At 59.6% G+C, this 16450-nt stretch carries 13 protein-coding genes and 1 pseudogene; 7 read left to right on the forward strand and 7 right to left on the reverse strand.

The genetic code is table 11. From position 1 onward, the window contains the following. Window positions 1-146: 146 nt before the first annotated feature. Window positions 147-356 (reverse strand): hypothetical protein, encoded by a 210-nt coding sequence (locus P5205_21660; protein HSA12970.1) that lies wholly within the window; start codon window positions 354-356, stop codon window positions 147-149. 75 nt (window positions 357-431) lie between these two features. Here P5205_21660 and P5205_21665 point away from each other — a divergent pair, with 75 nt between their 5' ends. Next, window positions 432-1076, forward strand: coding sequence for a helix-turn-helix transcriptional regulator (locus tag P5205_21665; GenBank protein HSA12971.1), 645 nt, complete (start codon window positions 432-434; stop codon window positions 1074-1076). A gap of 21 nt (window positions 1077-1097) precedes the next feature. On the opposite strand, the gene P5205_21670 is transcribed toward P5205_21665, so the two are convergent. Then, entirely contained in the window at window positions 1098-1313 is a 216-nt protein-coding gene (locus P5205_21670; protein HSA12972.1) for a hypothetical protein, read from the reverse strand. A 642-nt stretch (window positions 1314-1955) separates the two neighbouring features. Here P5205_21670 and P5205_21675 point away from each other — a divergent pair. The 4 genes and pseudogenes from P5205_21675 (at window position 1956) to rho (ending at window position 6662) form a co-directional block, all read left to right on the forward strand. Continuing rightward, window positions 1956-3038, forward strand: a complete 1083-nt coding sequence (locus tag P5205_21675) for a S41 family peptidase (protein ID HSA12973.1) — start codon at window positions 1956-1958, stop codon at window positions 3036-3038. Window positions 3039-3097: 59 nt separating this feature from the next. Next, window positions 3098-3520, forward strand: a pseudogene (locus P5205_21680) (low molecular weight protein arginine phosphatase). A gap of 120 nt (window positions 3521-3640) precedes the next feature. Next, a complete protein-coding gene (glyA, locus tag P5205_21685; GenBank protein ID HSA12974.1) occupies window positions 3641-4900 on the forward strand; it encodes a serine hydroxymethyltransferase in 1260 nt (419 codons plus the stop codon). Window positions 4901-5171: 271 nt separating this feature from the next. Continuing rightward, window positions 5172-6662 carry a transcription termination factor Rho gene (gene rho / locus P5205_21690; protein ID HSA12975.1) on the forward strand — a complete coding sequence of 497 codons (1491 nt, stop codon included), beginning with the start codon at window positions 5172-5174 and terminating at the stop codon, window positions 6660-6662. A 77-nt stretch (window positions 6663-6739) separates the two neighbouring features. On the opposite strand, the gene P5205_21695 is transcribed toward rho, so the two are convergent. The 5 genes from P5205_21695 to P5205_21715 form a co-directional block, all read right to left on the reverse strand. Then, window positions 6740-8098 (reverse strand): ABC transporter permease, encoded by a 1359-nt coding sequence (locus P5205_21695; protein HSA12976.1) that lies wholly within the window; start codon window positions 8096-8098, stop codon window positions 6740-6742. Then, window positions 8095-8787, reverse strand: coding sequence for an ABC transporter ATP-binding protein (locus tag P5205_21700; GenBank protein ID HSA12977.1), 693 nt, complete (start codon window positions 8785-8787; stop codon window positions 8095-8097). Before P5205_21700 ends, P5205_21695 begins: the two co-directional genes overlap by 4 nt. Next, entirely contained in the window at window positions 8787-10649 is a 1863-nt protein-coding gene (locus tag P5205_21705; protein ID HSA12978.1) for an HlyD family efflux transporter periplasmic adaptor subunit, read from the reverse strand. Before P5205_21705 ends, P5205_21700 begins: the two co-directional genes overlap by 1 nt. Further along, window positions 10624-12426, reverse strand: a complete 1803-nt coding sequence (locus P5205_21710) for a TolC family protein (protein HSA12979.1) — start codon at window positions 12424-12426, stop codon at window positions 10624-10626. Before P5205_21710 ends, P5205_21705 begins: the two co-directional genes overlap by 26 nt. Before the next feature lie 175 nt (window positions 12427-12601). Continuing rightward, window positions 12602-13744: a Gfo/Idh/MocA family oxidoreductase gene (locus P5205_21715; GenBank protein HSA12980.1), complete on the reverse strand. Its 1143-nt coding sequence runs from the start codon at window positions 13742-13744 to the stop codon at window positions 12602-12604. Window positions 13745-13920: 176 nt separating this feature from the next. Here P5205_21715 and P5205_21720 point away from each other — a divergent pair, with 176 nt between their 5' ends. Then, window positions 13921-14328: an ACT domain-containing protein gene (locus P5205_21720; protein HSA12981.1), complete on the forward strand. Its 408-nt coding sequence runs from the start codon at window positions 13921-13923 to the stop codon at window positions 14326-14328. A gap of 70 nt (window positions 14329-14398) precedes the next feature. Beyond that, window positions 14399-15880, forward strand: a complete 1482-nt coding sequence (locus P5205_21725; protein HSA12982.1) for an alpha-amylase family glycosyl hydrolase — start codon at window positions 14399-14401, stop codon at window positions 15878-15880. The last annotated feature ends 570 nt before the right edge of the window (window positions 15881-16450 follow it).

Raw genomic sequence — 16450 nt, forward strand, 5'->3', positions numbered from 1 at the left:
GGCAGCTCCAGCTTCGCGGCGGGCTGCCGATTTTGTTTTCTTGGTGGAGCTGGCCCGGATGATCTCGGCGCACTTGGGGCAGATGCCGGCCCTGTCCATCGGGCGTCGGCACCAGGCGCAGCGGTGATTGCGGGGAGTCGCGCTCATTACTTTACTCCCAGTGCCGAGCGGACCTGCGACAGTGAATAGAAGTTCAGCCGGCCAATTTTGATGACGGGAATCTCTTTCCCGGTGTGCATCCGCAGCCATTGGATACTGGGCCGGGACTTCGTAGTCCAAGCGGCTTGTAGTAACTCTTCGGCGGCCAAAAGCCTCTCGCCGGTGGCCTCGTCATGCTGTTGTATTTTCGTAAGCATGGATACAACATAAAATCGGCGCTTGCACTTAACAAGGGGGCGGTGTATGTTTTAGTCGTATCATACAACTGAACTATGAGAGCAAAGAAAAACCAGACATTGGCAGAGTTGCGGCGGATCATTGGCCGGACCCAAACGGAGTTTGGCGAATTGATTGGCGCGTCAAAAGACACCGTTGTTTCCTGGGAGAATGGCCGCAACAGAATCTCGCCTGCATTCTCTTATCGCATCTGGCTGGCGACCGGCGCGGATATTGTTAGCTCCACCGTTCCATTGAACTTGAATCGCCAGCCGTACACCTTCGCGGACTACAAGGCGTGGAAAGAATCGCGGATTGGTGTGCATCCTGAACAGCGTCTATTCGACAAGAGCGCCGATGCTCTCTGGCTGATATTTAGTGCGGCGGCAAAGCCGGGGCCGGGAAAGCTCAAAGACCAGTTGACCGGGGTCTGGTGTAGCTTCGTTGCGTGGCTGGAACAGACCCGTGTCGACTTCAAGCTGGAACAGCGCATTGATGAACTACTCGACCAGCGGGTCGCGGCGGTGGAGTCCAAGACAATGACCTGGGGCGAGTGGCGCAAGGCTCCGGCAGTTATCAGGGAGTTCTACGGGTTCAAGGATGACAAGCGCCAGTCAGCCAAAAGGGAGCTAACGCTCAGGATGCCGACACATCCGGTATGGAATGCACAATCGGATATGCGGGCAAAGGGCAGCAGATAAGGTGGCTAATACCCTATATTCTTATTTGTAAATACTGCTGAACCAGAACTGCTGGTAAGGGTCGAGGCCGAAGTGCTGGGCGATGTCGAAGACCTGGCTGAACCTGAGTTGAGCCGGTAAACCCTCGCGGTGCCAGCGAGAGATGGTCTCGTCCCACCACATGGCCCATTCCCAGCACGGGAAGCGGTCCACCGGCTGGAAGTTCATTACGGAGCGGAAGCGTTCGACGTGATTCATGGGGCGTGCAGATGTTTATGGAATTGACTGGAGATTGGATTGGAAGTGCATCAGCGGCACCGCGGCAGGGAAACAGAGTCGCATGGCAGAGTCAAGGAGATGGCATGCGATTCGGCCGGTAGCGCGTATGCATGAAGCTGCCGGCGGAGCGCAGGCATCTTGCCCGCTTTGCGGATGGCGGGCCAGACCAGCGGGCCAGATGCCCGCGCGCCTTCAGGCAGACGCGCCGGACGTGACGCTTCCATAGGACATTTCATTCGACAATTGGACGGAGTTGGACTATAAATATCAGCCAGGCGCGGTCGGGAAGCGCCCCTGGGCTGAGGAGGTCCGGGACAGGGCAATCAAGGCCCAATCATGGAGTAATCATGCTCCAATCATGCTCCAATCATGCTAGCAACACCGGGACAACACGCCGGCAACCCGATCCAATCCCGCGCAAGATCCCCGTCGGGCGGCGCAAGCCCGGGCCCCTAAGCGCACTAGTGCGTATGCATGAAGTTGCCGAAGGCACGCGGGCATCTTGCCCGCTTTGCGGATTGCGGGCCAGACAAGCAGGCAAGATGCATACGCGCTGTTCGGCCAGGATGGAGATTTGCGGTGGCTTTACTTTAGGGCCCGGAGAGGGCATTATGCCCGGAGATGATACGAATTGGGATCAAATCACTTTTGGCGGCCTGCCTGATGGTATGTGGTGGGCAGCCAGGCTTGTTGCGGGCCGAAACGCGGGCGGGGGGTGGTACGGGTGCGGATTTCAAGGAGGTCTATGATCTGGTGCGGGCACACCTGGCAGGGGTGAGTGAAGCGGAGTTGAACGAGGCCGCGGTAAAGGGGTTGATAGCGAGCTTGAACCCGCGTGTGAAGCTGGTAACGAACGGGACGGCGGCCAAGGCCGCGGGCAAGGTGCCTGCGGTGAAGAAATCGAGCGTGTTCGAGGGCGATTCAATTTACGTGCGGGTCGGGCGAGTGGAGGAGGATTTGGCGGGTGCGCTCAGCGCAGCCTGCAGCAAACCTGAGACAACGAACAAGCTGAAAGGGGTGGTGCTGGATTTGCGCTACGCGGGTGGGGATGATTACGCGGCGGCGGCAGCGGCGGCGGATTTGTTCCTGCGTAAGGAACAGCCGCTGTTGAACTGGGGCGACGGCATGGTGAGATCAAGAGCCGCGGGGGACGAGATCGAATTGCCGGTGGCGGTGCTGGTGAACCGGCAGACGACAGGAGCGGCGGAGGCGTTGGCGGCGGTGCTGCGAGAGACTGGCGTCGGCTTGATATTGGGTGGCCAGACGGCGGGGCAGGCAATGGTAGCGCGGGAGTTTTCGTTGAAAAATGGGGACCGCCTCCGCATCGCTACGACGGCGATCCAGTTGGGGGACGGCTCGGCGATGACGGTGCAAGGGCTCAAGCCGGACATTGTGGTGGAGGTCAGCGCTGAGGCGGAGCGCGCGTATTACGGCGACGCCTACCGGGCGCCTGAGATTGCAGGTCTGCCGGCTGGCAGTGGTCTTTCGATGACGAATTCCGGGACGGCGACGAATCGTGCGGCGCGGCGCTTGCGGTTGAACGAGGCGGAGCTGGTGCGGGAACGACGGGAGGGACTGAGTGAGGCGGACCTGACGATGCTGCGGGGGCGCGAACCAGAAACGCCAACGGTCCAGGATCCAGCCCTGGCGCGGGCGCTCGATTTGTTGCGGGGTCTGGCGTTAGTGCGGAGCACGCGGCCCTGATTTCGCGATTGACCAGTGGAATGAGTGCTCCCAAGGTCTGGCGGTCAACGCATGGTTGAATGAAGACGATCCTTTTCATTTGCACGGGAAACGTGTGCCGGAGTCCAATGGCCGCGGGCCTGTTTCAACAGGCCGTGCAGGGCAGGGGAGATTATCGGGTGCTGTCAGCGGGCCTGGGAGCGGCGGAGGGATTTCCTCCCAGCGAGTACGCCGTGCGTGCGGTCGGGGAGCTGGGCATTGACATCTCGCAAACGCGGAGTCAGATGTTGACGACGGAGTTGGTCCAGCAGGCGGATTATATCTTCGGCATGACTCATAACCACATTGACACGGTGATGGCCCTGTATCCGCAGGCGTCGGAGAAGACCTTCTTGCTGCGGGAATTTGATGAAACCTTGGATGCGTTTGAGAAAGACATCAGTGATCCGATTGGAGGATCGTACCAGGTTTATCTTGATTGCCGGGATCAAATCGAGCAGGGCATCGTGTCGTTGCTGCGGTTTATTCGGCAGGGGCTGGTGGCACCGGAGGTGGCGGGGGGCCGGGGGCCAGCCGCGGCTGCGGAACTGGAATCCAAAGAACAGGTAGAACGACGCACAACTATGGCAAAACAAATTATTCCAACAGACTACAGGCTTCAGGCGGTTGACGCGGAGATTGCAGTCGCAATCGAGCGCGAGGTGCGACGGCAGCAGGAGAATATCGAGCTGATTGCAAGCGAGAATTTCACCAGCCCGGCGGTCATGGAGGCGCAAGGGTCGGTGCTCACGAACAAGTACGCCGAGGGCTACCCAAAGAAGCGATGGTATGGCGGCTGCGAGAACGTGGATGTGGTTGAGCAACTGGCGATTGACCGGGCAAAAAAGCTGTTTGGGGCCGAACATGCGAATGTGCAGCCGCACTCCGGCAGCGGCGCGAACATGGCCGTGTATTTCGCCTTCCTCAAGCCGGGTGACAAGATGCTGACCATGGACTTAGCCCATGGGGGACACTTGACGCACGGGAACAAGGCGAACTTCTCGGGCAGGTTCTTCGAGATCATTCATTATGGGGTGCGCAGGGATGATGAGCGCATTGACTACGATCAGTTGGCGCTGATGGCGCGCGAAAACAGACCGAAGATGATCACGGTCGGAGCGAGCGCCTATCCGCGGACGATTGATTTCGAACGCCTGGGTCAGATTGCTCGCGAGAGCGGGGCCTACCTGCTGGCGGACATTGCCCATATCGCCGGATTGGTGGCGACTGGGTTGCACCCCAGTCCCGTGCCACACGCTGACTTCGTGACGACGACGACGCACAAGACGCTGCGCGGGCCTCGGGGTGGGCTAGTATTGTGCAAAGAAAAGTACGCGAAGGAAATTGACTCACAGACGTTCCCGGGGATACAGGGCGGGCCGCTGATGCATGTGATCGCGGCCAAAGCGGTGTGCTTGCGCGAGGCAATGCAGCCGTCGTTCACGGTTTACCAGAAGCAAATCGTGCAGAACGCGGCGGTGCTGGCCGATGGCATGAAACGAAACGGCTTTCGGTTGGTGAGTGGCGGCACGGACAATCACCTGATGCTGGTGGACGTCGGGGCCCGCGGGGTGACGGGCAAGGAATGCCAGGCTGCCCTGGACCTGGCCGGCATAACGGTGAACAAGAACACTATTCCGTTCGAGACGCGCTCGCCTTTCCAGGCGAGCGGCATCCGTTTGGGAACTCCGGCGGTGACGACACGCGGGATGGCCGAGGCCGAGATGGCCGCGATCGCGGACATGATCAGCGAGGTGCTGCTGGACCTCAAGAACCCCGAGGCGATTGCCAAGGTGCGCCAGAGGGTACGCGAGTTGACCATGCGGTTCCCGCTGCCGTACTGAACACACGTCCCAGGTTGAGTCCAAAACCTGAAAGGTTGATCGGGGCCTTGACAGAGCTCGGCAGGTGCGGCAAAGTGTGGTTGCACTTGGTGCAAGTTTTTCCTTGCGACATTGCGGGATAACAGTCAGGCTTGCACCACGCTCCCGGTTGGTAGCCAATCCAGTTTGAACTAATATTATCGCTAATCGTCCAACCAGGGGTCCAACTGATAGACCAGTCCTTTAGTGGTCGCACCTGCTGAGAGAATTTAGAATCCAAATGTATTGACGTATGCCAAGACCAAGCAAGAAGTCCAAGAGCAAAGGGGCTAAGCAGAGCGGCAATGAGCAAACCAACCCCGGTGTTGCCGAAAGCGCAGCCGCCACCGTGGCGGTAGCCGAGGCGCCGGTGGACACAGCGGTTGGAACAGGTCAACCCGAGGCTTCCCTGGCGGCTGCGCCTGAAGGGGCAAGAACCCAGGCCAAGCAGGCGTCGGCAGACGAGAAGGCCCGTTCCGACGCCGCCTCGATCAATATCGCCAAATTGCAGGCGATGTCCATGCCGGACCTGAATCAGATGGCGCGGGACTTGGGAGTAGAGAATTTTGGAACGATGCGGAAGCACGAAGTGATCTTCCACATCCTGCAGAAGAACGCCGAACGGTCCGGGATCATGTTCTCGGAGGGAGTGTTGGAGATCCTGGCCGAGGGTTTCGGCTTCTTGCGCTCGCAGAGCTTCAATTATTTGCCCTGTCCGGAGGATATTTACGTGTCGCCGTCGCAGATACGGCGGTTTGACCTTCAGACCGGCAATTTGGTGACGGGCCAGATCCGCCCGCCCAAGGAAAAGGAAAAGTTTTTCGCCCTGCTGAAGGTTGAGGCGGTGGATCAGGAGGAGCCGGACAAGGCGAAGGACAAAACGCACTTCGACAACCTGACGCCGCTCTTTCCCAACCGGCGGTTCATTCTGGAAACGACTCCTGACGAGCTGTCCACTCGAGTGCTGGACCTGGTGTGCCCGATCGGCAAAGGGTCGCGCGGGCTGATCGTGGCACCGCCGCGTACTGGCAAAACCGTCCTGATGCAGAAGCTCGCCAACGCGATGCTGAAGAACAACCCTGAGACCTACCTCTTTATCCTGCTTATTGACGAACGACCGGAAGAAGTCACGGATATGGAGCGCACCTGCCGTGGCGCGGAAGTGATCAGCTCGACGTTTGACGAGCCGCCGGAGCGGCACGTGCAAGTGGCCGAAATGGTGATCGAGAAAGCGCGGCGGATGATTGAACACAAGCGGGACGTAGTGATCCTGTTGGACTCAATCACCCGTCTGGCAAGGGCTTATAATACGGTGCAGCCGCACTCGGGCAAGATACTGTCCGGCGGTGTGGATGCCAACGCGCTGCACAAGCCGAAGCGGTTCTTTGGCGCGGCGCGCAATATCGAGGAGGGCGGATCCTTGACGATCATCGCGACGGCGCTGGTGGACACCGGATCGCGCATGGACGAGGTCATCTTTGAAGAGTTCAAAGGCACGGGCAACATGGAAATTTGCCTCGACCGCGCGTTGGTGGACCGGCGCATCTTTCCCTCCATCAACATCGAACGCTCCGGAACGCGCAAAGAAGAATTGCTCTACCACCCGGACGAGTACAACAGAGTGGTTATTCTACGCCGGGCACTAACAGGGGTGCCGCCGGTCGAAGCGATGGAACTGGTGTTGAATAAGCTGAAGAAGACCGGGAGCAACGCCGAGTTTCTGCTCGGAATGAGCGTGGGCTGACGCTCCATTGCCGGTTCGCAGGACATTCCGCCTAGTGGGCTGCCCCTGCCGACAGTCCCGCTGCGCTGCCTGGGTTGCTACTCGTGGCGAAGCGCTTCCACGGGATCCATCTTCGCCGCGCGAAGGGCGGGGTAGAGGCCGAAGACCACGCCGACCAGGCCAGAAATGGAAAAGGCGAGGAGCGGCGACCAGAACGTGATGATGGTCTTCATGGCCGCAAACCACGTTACCAGCAGCGGAATGGCGATCCCAAGGACCACCCCAAACAGCCCGCCCGCCCCGGATAGCATTACCGCTTCGACCAGAAACTGCGCGACGATGTCACGGCGCTTGGCGCCCATTGCGCGACGGATGCCGATCTCCCGGGTGCGCTCGGTGACCGTCGCCAACATGATGTTCATGATGCCAATGCCGCCGACCAGGAGGGAGATGGCCGCGATTGAACCCAGCACAATGTTGAAGATCTGCTTCGTGCGCTCAGCGCGCTTGAGCAACTCCAGCGGCACCACCACCTCGTAATCCTTCTTCTTGTGATGGTGTTTGAGCACCGCAGTAACGGCTTCGGCTACCGACAGGACCTGGTCGCGACTCGCAACCTTTACCGTGACTTCGTGCAATTCCACGCGCTCAGCCTCGAAACTGCCGCTGCGCATTTTGAGCAGCACCTCGCCGTACCTGGTCTTGGCCGTCTCCAGAGGAATGAACATTTCGTGCGTAGCCGCTTTAGCGCCGCTTTGGGCAAGTTCGGTCTTCAACCCCTTGCCGCGCGGTTCCATCACGCCGATCACTCGGTAATAACCCCCGCCGACGCGCACGTCACGGCCGAGGGGCGAATCGAGCGAAAACAGGGTCTCAGCCATTCCAGCCCCAAGTACGCATACATTGGCACTGGCACCCATGTCCGCATCGGTGAAGAATCGTCCTGAGGCGACGTGATGGTTGCGCAACTCCGGGTACCACGGCACCGTGCCGACAATATCGCAATCTACTCGCCGGCTGATGTTCCAGACGTAGTCACGCATAATGCGGCTCGGCACCAGGACCTCAACTCCCGGGATGGTGGACTTGATGCTCCTGGCGTCGATGTAGGTCAAGCCATATTGCAGCACGTAGCTTTCACTGCCTTTGTCCGAGACCTTCTGTTCTTCCGGGGGCTTGATGCTATGAAGGATGACATTCTGGCTGCCGAGGTTCTTGATTTGCTCTTGCGCTTCGAAGCTGGCTCCCTCCCCAATCGCCAGCATGGCGATTACCGAGCATACGCCAAACACAATGCCCAGGACGGTCAGAAGTGATCGGAGCCGGTGCAGCCAAAGGTTCTTCACCGCCAACCGAAGCGTGCGGCGCAGGCGCGCCGGCGCGAGGCTGTTGGCAAGGCGGCCCGGACTCGGTGGGTTGATCGCCACGGTGCCGTGGGCTGAAGCGGGCGGATTCATTTGCCGTTCTTTGTATCGGTCTCGATCAATCCATCCCGGAGTCGGATCGTGCGGGATGAATGCCGCGCCACGCCTGGATCATGGGTGACCAGGATGACCGTCTTTCCGTGGCGATTAAGGTCATCGAAGATCTCCAGGATCTCAATTCCTGAAGCCGAGTCCAGATTGCCGGTCGGTTCATCAGCCAGAATGATGAGCGGGTCATTGACCAAGGCGCGCGCGATGGCAACCCGCTGTTGCTGCCCACCCGAAAGCTCGTACGGTTTGTGCTCCAGACGGTCGGCCAGACCCACGCGCTTGGCGACTGCCTGGGCTAAAGCGCGGCTTTCTGACTCGGGTTGGCCTTGGTAGTACAGTGGGACCTCAATGTTCTCGACCACCGTCAGTTGCTGGATAAGGTTGTAGGACTGGAATATGAAGCCCAGCCGGCTGCCGCGCACGCTGGAAAGGGCGTTGTCGTCCAATTGTGATATGTCCTGGTCCCCGAGCACGTATCGGCCTGCGTTAGGACGGTCCAGGCAACCCAGTACATTAAGCAGGGAGGACTTGCCACAACCGGAAGGGCCCATGATGCTCACGTATTCGGCCTCCTGAATGTCAAGGTCAACCCCCCGCAGGGCTTCGACCGTTACCAATCCCATCTGGTAGGTCTTGCGAATGTTACGTAACTGAACGATTGACTCAGCCATCACGCTTTGGTCTTGGGGGGCGCGGCGGCTGTGGCGGGTGTGGGACTGGGCTGCGGAGCAGCCTTGTCCGAGGGCGCCGGCTGCGTCTGCCCTTCGCTTTCTCCCGGCGCCTGGGTTGCCGCCGCCCGCAGAAGAACCCGCTCTCCCTCTTTGAGCCCGCCCTTGATCTCGATAAACTCGTCGTTGAATTCCCCTACCTCAACCGTTCGCCTTTCGGGTTGGCCTCCGTTGGCGACGTAGCAAACCTGTTTGCCTTCCACCGGCGAAACCGCCTGTACCGGTACATAGACCACATTGGAAAGGCAATTCGCAAAAATCTCCACTTTGGCGCTCAGCCCAGGTTTGAGCCAATCGTTCGTGCCTTTGATGGTGATGGTGGTAAGATAGACCTTCATGTCGGGGTTCATCCAGCGATTGCGCGAATCGGGCAGTACGCCGACCTGGGTAACCTCGCCATCCAGCACCGAATCGGGGAACGCGTCCACCGTAATGCGCGCCTGTTGCCCCTTCTTGATCTTCTTGATGTAACTCTCGTGGATCTTCACGCGCACCGACATCTTGGTCAGGTCTGGGATGGTGATAATGGCTTGGCGCTCGCGCACACTCGCGCCTTCGCGGATCTGTTCACCTCCGCCGTAGTATTCCTCATCACTGCCACCGCCATACACGACCAAGCCCGGGCGTTTGGCCGTGATAGTGCATTTGTCCTGTTGTTCATACAGTTCCTTGCGCTGGCGGGCTTGAATGTTGTACTGACCCTGGGCCGACTTAAGCTTGGCCTCAGACTGTGCCAACTTCGAGATCGCCGCCTTGCGCGCGCGGGCCAACTCTCTCACCGCCTCCGCATACTTGGACAACGCCTCTTCTGCGGTCTTGCGGAATTCGTACTTGAGGAAGAGGTCACGCGCGGTTACTGCGGACTGCACCTTAAGCCGACTGTTCTCGTTGGCGATCTCGTCCTTTTCCAGGTCAATCTTGGTGACGAATCCCTTCTCGAACAGGCGCTTGGTGCCTTCCAGGGTTGCTTTGGATTGTCCTTCTTCCTTTCTGGCGACCTGGAGGTCATCCTGAAACTTGCGCAGCTTCTGTTTGGCTTCGCCATCACCGAGGGACTCGATCTCGGCGTATGGGGCAAAGTCAATCACCACTGAAGGCGCGGTGTAAACCGGTTCAAGCTTGCGCGGACCGGCGGCTGCGTCGTTCGTGCCGATCGCCGGGGCTGGATGGGATTCCGCTCGGTTTGGCGACGCGGTGGACAGGGCCGCGGCTTTGGCCAATGCGTTGGTCTGCTCGGTGGCCAACTCCAGTTCCAGACCTAGCTGGTTGACAATGGCCTGCGTCACGCGGTCTCCCAGGAACTTGTCAAAGTCCATGCGGGCAAACCGCACCTTTTGCTCGGCCGCTTTGATGTCACTCAGGTTCTGGTTGATCTGAATTTCGTAGTTCTGTTGTGCGTCCGTGAGCGTGGCGGCGGCCGATTCGAATTGTATGTCCTGTTGCACAATTTGCTTTTGCAGCTCGGAAGAATCGAGTTCCACCAGGACCTTGTTGGTGCGAATGTCCTCGGGTGTGACTTCGTAGCCCTCCTCCACAATCTTGAGAATCTTAAGCCCTTGGTAGCCCACGCGGACCTCGCACTTGATTTCCTGGGATTCGACCGCGCGCATGCTGCCGCCTTCCATGACCGTGATATTCAGCAGACCGCGCCGGGCGGTGAAAGTGGAGCCTTCGGCTTCCCCGCGGCGTCCGCTGCGGAACCAGATCGCCAGGAACGCGGCGGCCAGCAACATCGCGGCCCATAGCCAGCGCGGCTGTTTTCTCAGGAGGGCACCCAGGTCAATTGGTTTTAGATGGGATTTCATGAATACGTGAGAATGAACCGGCAGTAGTTTGGGCGGGGGGGGCTGCCGCGCCGCCAGAGTTTGCACCGATCCCGCCCTTATCAGGTTCCTGCCACTGCCCGTTGTCTTTGATGTAGAGAATGCCCATATTGTCCCAGAACTGCAGGCGAGCGACGGTATGCGCCACGAGGGCTTGGGTAAGTTGGTCTTTGGAGCTAACCAGGGAATTTTGCGCGTCCACTTGATCCAGTGCTTTGGCGCGGCCCAACTCCGCAAGCAGTTCTTGCTCTTCGACCCGCCGTTCGGCCAATTTGACTCCGATCTCACTGATCTGGTAGGCGCGCCGCGCCTGCTCCAGCGTCCGCCAGCTATCGCGCACTTGCAGTTCAATTTCATCCCGCTGCTGTTCCACGGCACGAGCAGAACGCTGCTGAGCAATGAGGGCGTTTCGGTAAATATTGCGCTCGACTGTTCTCTCCAGCGGCAAATCCAGGTCCATGCCTGCGTTCCAATTGTAACGCTCCGGGTCGGGCAGTGGGTACCCGCGGGTCTCCTGCGGGCTTGCAAAGCCAGCGGAGGCAGTGAGATCCAACTGGGGTTTGAATTGGTCCGCCGCCAGCGCGACCTTGCGGCCGCTGTCCACCAGTTCGTCGCGAGCGTTCTGGTAATCCAAACGGGCCGCGAGGGCGATCTGGATGGCCTCCTCAGCCCTGATGTCCGGGTGGCGAATCGCCAAATCCTGCAGCTCGCGATCATCCAATGCTACCTTGGTGTTCACGGGGATGCCGAGCTGAAGCTTGAAGTCATCCAGCGCGCGCTGGTAAACCCGGATGGCGCTAATCCACGAGTTTTCTGCCGTTAGTTCCTGTTGCTCAATGCGGCCCAGGTCAGATTGTGTGGTCCGCCCCTCCGCCGCCAAAGCCCGCGTGCGATCACCGGTCCGCCGTGAGATTTGGAAATTCAAGTAGCTGTTGCGCACTGCGTCCCGGTTTCCCAGGACACTGTAATACGCAGCGGCGACCTGAACGCTGAAGGTCTTGCGGAAGCGGACGAAATCGCGCAGTTGGTAAAGGAGATCACGCTCCGCCTGGGTGAGATTCTCGATATCCGCCTTATAGCCCGAGTTGCGCAGCAAGGGCCGGGTGAGCGTCGCGCCAATTCGCGAGGAGGTAAGTGAGCTCGGGCTGCCGCCGAGGAATCGCAGGAAATCGGTGGTGAAGGCCGCAGAAATCCTCCCGATGTCCCGGATCAACCAGCTCACACCGGCCTGGCTGGTGGCGTGCACGCTCTGTCGTTCGGCAAGGTTGTCGCTCAGGACCGCGATTGGCTGGCCAGTGATCGGGTCGGGCACCAGGTCCACCGTCTCCTCGGTGTTCACAGTGTAATCGCCGCTCCCCCCTGCGGAGAAGATCGGGGTGAACTGGTGGCGGGAGAGCGTCAGCGACAGGGCTGTAAGGTATAGCTGCTCCCTGCTGTTCTGGTATACGCGGCTGTGCTGGACCGCGATCCTGAGCGCATCCTGTAGCGAAAGCACCCGCGCGCCGAGTTCAGCCGCGGTTGCCTCTCCCAGAAAGGCGTTCGTCCCGGTCACTTGCGCCAGCCCGTCCAGCGTCAGGACATTGGTCTGTTCGATGGTGAAGCGCGGGTCCATGTTCCTGACGAGGGGGGTCTTCTGGGCGATCGCGGCATAGGCGTTCCTGTCTGCCGAGCAGCGGTAGTGCTTGGCCGTGCACCCGCAAAGGCAAATCGCGCAGAAAATCAACGCAACCCATTCCCCGAGGTCTCTTGCAGCCAGCAATCTCCACCCTCGCGGTGATCCCAGTAATAAGAGGCAGCCTACGATCATCACCAAACTGTCTTCGGTTAACAGTGCTAAACACCACCGCCGATCGAACGTTCCGGCCCGGCGAGCACTCGTGTGTCAATTCGACCGGGCACCTGCCGATTCGTCACGCCGTTTTCTGGGGATACTGCTACTTCGCCCTCGCCACCTTCTGCCACCGGTTGGTCTTTGCCGACTTCAGCACGGCGTCGCACACATATTGGGTTTCCAGTGCGTCGCGGAAGGTCGGGCCAGTCGGTTTCCGTTTGGCGATGCCTTGGAGGAAGTCCGCCAACTGATGGACAAAGCTGTGCTCATAGCCGATCTGCAGTCCGGGCACCCACCATTTAGCCATGTAAGGGTGTTCACCATCGGTGACATGGATGCTGCGCCAGCCGCGCACGCGCCCCTCATCGCGGTGCTCGAAATACTGCAGCCGGTGCAGGTCATGCAGATCCCAGAAGATTGAGGCGTGCTCCCCGTTGATCTCGAAGGTGTAGAGCGCCTTGTGTCCGCGCGCGTAGCGGGTTGATTCAAACGTCCCTAGAGATCCGTTCTTGAATCGCGCCAGGAATGCGCAAGCATCATCAATTCCCACCTTCTCCACCTTCCCGCTGACCGTGTGCTTGCGTTGCTTGACGAACGTCTCTGTCATCGCGTTGACCTCTTCGACCCCGCCGTTGAGCCATAGCGCGGTGTCAATGCAATGCGCCAGCAAATCACCCGTGACGCCGCTGCCGGCCACTTTGGCGTCGAGTCGCCACAATCCCGGCCCGCCTTGGGGCAGGTCCTTTGAAATTGTCCAATCCTGCAGAAACTTCGCGCGGTAGTGGAAAATGCGCCCAAGCCGTTTCTCTTCGATTAGTTGTTTCGCCAGCGTGATGGCGGGGATGCGGCGGTAATTGTAGGACACCAGGGTCGGCACGCCAGCCTTCTCGACGGCTTGGACCATCTTCAAGGCCTCGGGCCCGCTTCTGGCCAGTGGTTTTTCACACAGGATTATCTTGCCTGCTTTCGCGGCGGCGACAGCCACCTCCTGGTGCATGTCGTTCGGGAGGGTGATGTCCACGAGGTCAATATCCTTGCGGGCAATGAGCTTGCGCCAGTCCGTCTCGTAAGATTCATAGCTCCATTTGGCCGCGAAGGCTTTGGCGCGCGCCTCGTCGAGGTCGCAGACCGCCTTAAGGACGGGTTGATATTCGAGGTCGAAGAAGTTGTTGACCCTGCGCGATGCGTTCGAGTGAGTGCGGCCCATAAAGCCGCAACCGATAAGTCCGACGTTGAGTTTCTTCATAAGGAGGCGGTGATTAATAATTAGTCAGCATCTGTGGCACACTCTTTATCCTCTCCCGCGGCGCGGTTCAAGCCTTTGCTTGGCAGCAGGGATCACCGTGCTGAATTCCGATTGGCGGTTTAGGGGTGAATCGAGTATCCTGTGCGAGTGGAAGGGGTTCAAAATCCTGAACTCCAATGAAGCGACTGATTATGCAAATCACCAAACAACTCGCGATCTTCCTCGACAATCGGCCCGGGACGTTGGCGCGCGTGGCGGATGCGCTGGCTGAGGCCAAGATCAACATCTACGCCATCACCACGAGTGATACTGTGGACCACAGCGTTATCCGGCTGGTGGTGAGCGATTATCGGCGGGCACTCCATGTCTTCGAGGCGCACGGCGCGCTGGTGGTTGACGACGATGTCGTGATGCTCGAAGGGAGCAATAAGCCGGGGGAAATGGCAAGCATTGCCCGCAGGCTGGCGGATGCCAAAATCAACATCGAGTACTGTTACAGCGCCACCCCACCGGAGGCGAAGAAAGGGTTGATGATTCTGCGTGTCTCCAATCCGGCGAAAGCAATGAAGGTGTTGAACAGCTAAGGGTTGGCTCGGGACGCAGTTGGGGGTCGCGCCCTGGAACTCGCCACTCAAGTCACTGTTCCGTTTGCCTATGACCAGTCCCTTGCTCTACGAGGTCAACACGCGATGCTGGTTGCGCGCGCTATCCGAGCTAAGCTCGACCCGCATCACGCTGGCCAACGTGCCCGAATCGGAGTTCTTCCGGTGGCAGCAATTTGGTTTCACGCACATCTGGCTGATGGGGGTGTGGACGACCGGTCCGCGCGCGCGCGCGGAGGCCTTGCGGCATCCCGAACTGCGGAAGGCCTATGACCAGGTCCTGCCGGGCTGGAAAGAGGCGGATGTGGCTGGGTCGCCCTATGCGATCGGCGATTATGAGGTTCCGGAGGCACTGGGTGGCGAGGTTGGGCTTGCGGCATTTCGCCGGAAACTGGGCGAACACGGATTGAAACTGCTGCTGGATTTTGTGCCCAACCACTTGGGGTTGGATCACCCATGGGTCTGGGAGCGGCCGGAGTTGTTTATGCAGAGCCCGGGGCAAGTTCCGGGCACGTTCTTGCAGCAGACTGGCGCCCGGCCCCGCTGGCTGGCCTACGGCAAGGACCCGTATTTCGCGCCCTGGACCGACACGGTCCAATTGGACTACCGGCTCAGCGCCACGCGAGCGGTCATGGCGGGCTTGCTCGAGTCCATGGCCTGTCGCTGTGACGGCGTCCGTTGCGACATGGCGATGCTGGTGCTCAACGAGGTGTTCGCCAGGACCTGGGGACATTTCCAGGCGGCATCTTCCGGACCTGCTTCGGAGTTCTGGGCTGAGGTGATCCCGACAATCAAGCGTGCTCACCCGGGATTCCTGTTGCTGGCCGAGGCTTATTGGGGATTGGAAAGGCGACTTCAGGCGCTGGGCTTCGATTACACTTACGACAAGTCCCTCTATGACGGGCTGGTGTCGCGTGATGCGATTGGAGTGCAGAGGCACTTGCTCGAATTGCCCGCCGGGGTGGTTGCGGCCAGCGCGCACTTCCTGGAGAACCACGACGAGCCGCGCATTGCGTCAATCCTGTCGCCAGTGGAACATCGCGCTGCGGCCCTGGTGATGATGGGCTTGCCGGGAATGCGTTTCTTGCATGAAGGACAGATGGACGGCGCCCGCATCAAGTCTCCGGTTCAACTGGCGCGTCGCCCTGTGGAGCTGGCGCAGGAAGCGGTGCAGAAGATTTACCGGAAATTGTCAGAAGTGCTGCCGGGCACCGCGGTGGGGCAGGGCAGGGGCCTCTTATGCAGACCACACGCTGCCTGGGCCGGTAATCCGACCGCCGCAAATTTCGTTATCGTGCAATGGCAGCGCCGCGCACCGGAGTTCGATCTGGTAGTGGTGAACCTCGCGCCGCATTCAAGCCAATGCTACGTGCCGCTAACGGTCGAGCATCTCACGGCGCACAACTGGACGATGAAAGACCTGCTCGGCACGGAGCAATACAAACGCTCCGGAGATGACTTTCAAAGCCAGGGTCTTTACCTTGACTTGCCCGCTCACGGCGCCCAACTGTTTCACTTCGCGCCGGCAAGCTGACGGCAGCACAGTCGGTTCCCTGGTGCAGCAATGGATCCGCTCACTCGTTTATGCCCCAGTGCTGGGCATAATAGCGGTCATCCATCGCCTCAGAGGCTGACAGAGGCGCGGCGGCTGTGAGCAGAGTTGACTCCGGAGTTTCCGGTTGGGGAAGGGGTGCTGATTCGGCTGGCGAATCGGGATTCTGCACCTCGGAGGGAGCGATCGGTTCTGGAAGGGACGGTTGCACCATAACTTTTGAAATGTGAAAGGTTGGAATCATTCGCTGTCATCTTGAGCAACAACACAATTTTACGCAGTTGCTGTTTCGCTGGCTATAGGGTGTTTACCCCATCGGCCGCAATGGATGTGTGCGCGTTTCGAGAAGCGGCACATTGTCCGAGTATTGCCTATGGCAGGGCAGGACTCGGCGCGGGGCGCGGACTGGGCTGCGCACGCCGAAGCAAGTGGCAAGCTCCGGGCCTTTAGCTCAGGCAGGAAGCCCGGTGCTACGTGGTTGTAGCATAAGGTGCGCTCTAGGGCGCACCTTTTCAAGCAAGCATCGCCTTCCGCCACTGGGTTTTGCGCAGT

Source organism: Candidatus Paceibacterota bacterium, from assembly GCA_035452965.1.
Taxonomy (GTDB): Bacteria; Verrucomicrobiota; Verrucomicrobiia; order Limisphaerales; family UBA8199; genus UBA8199.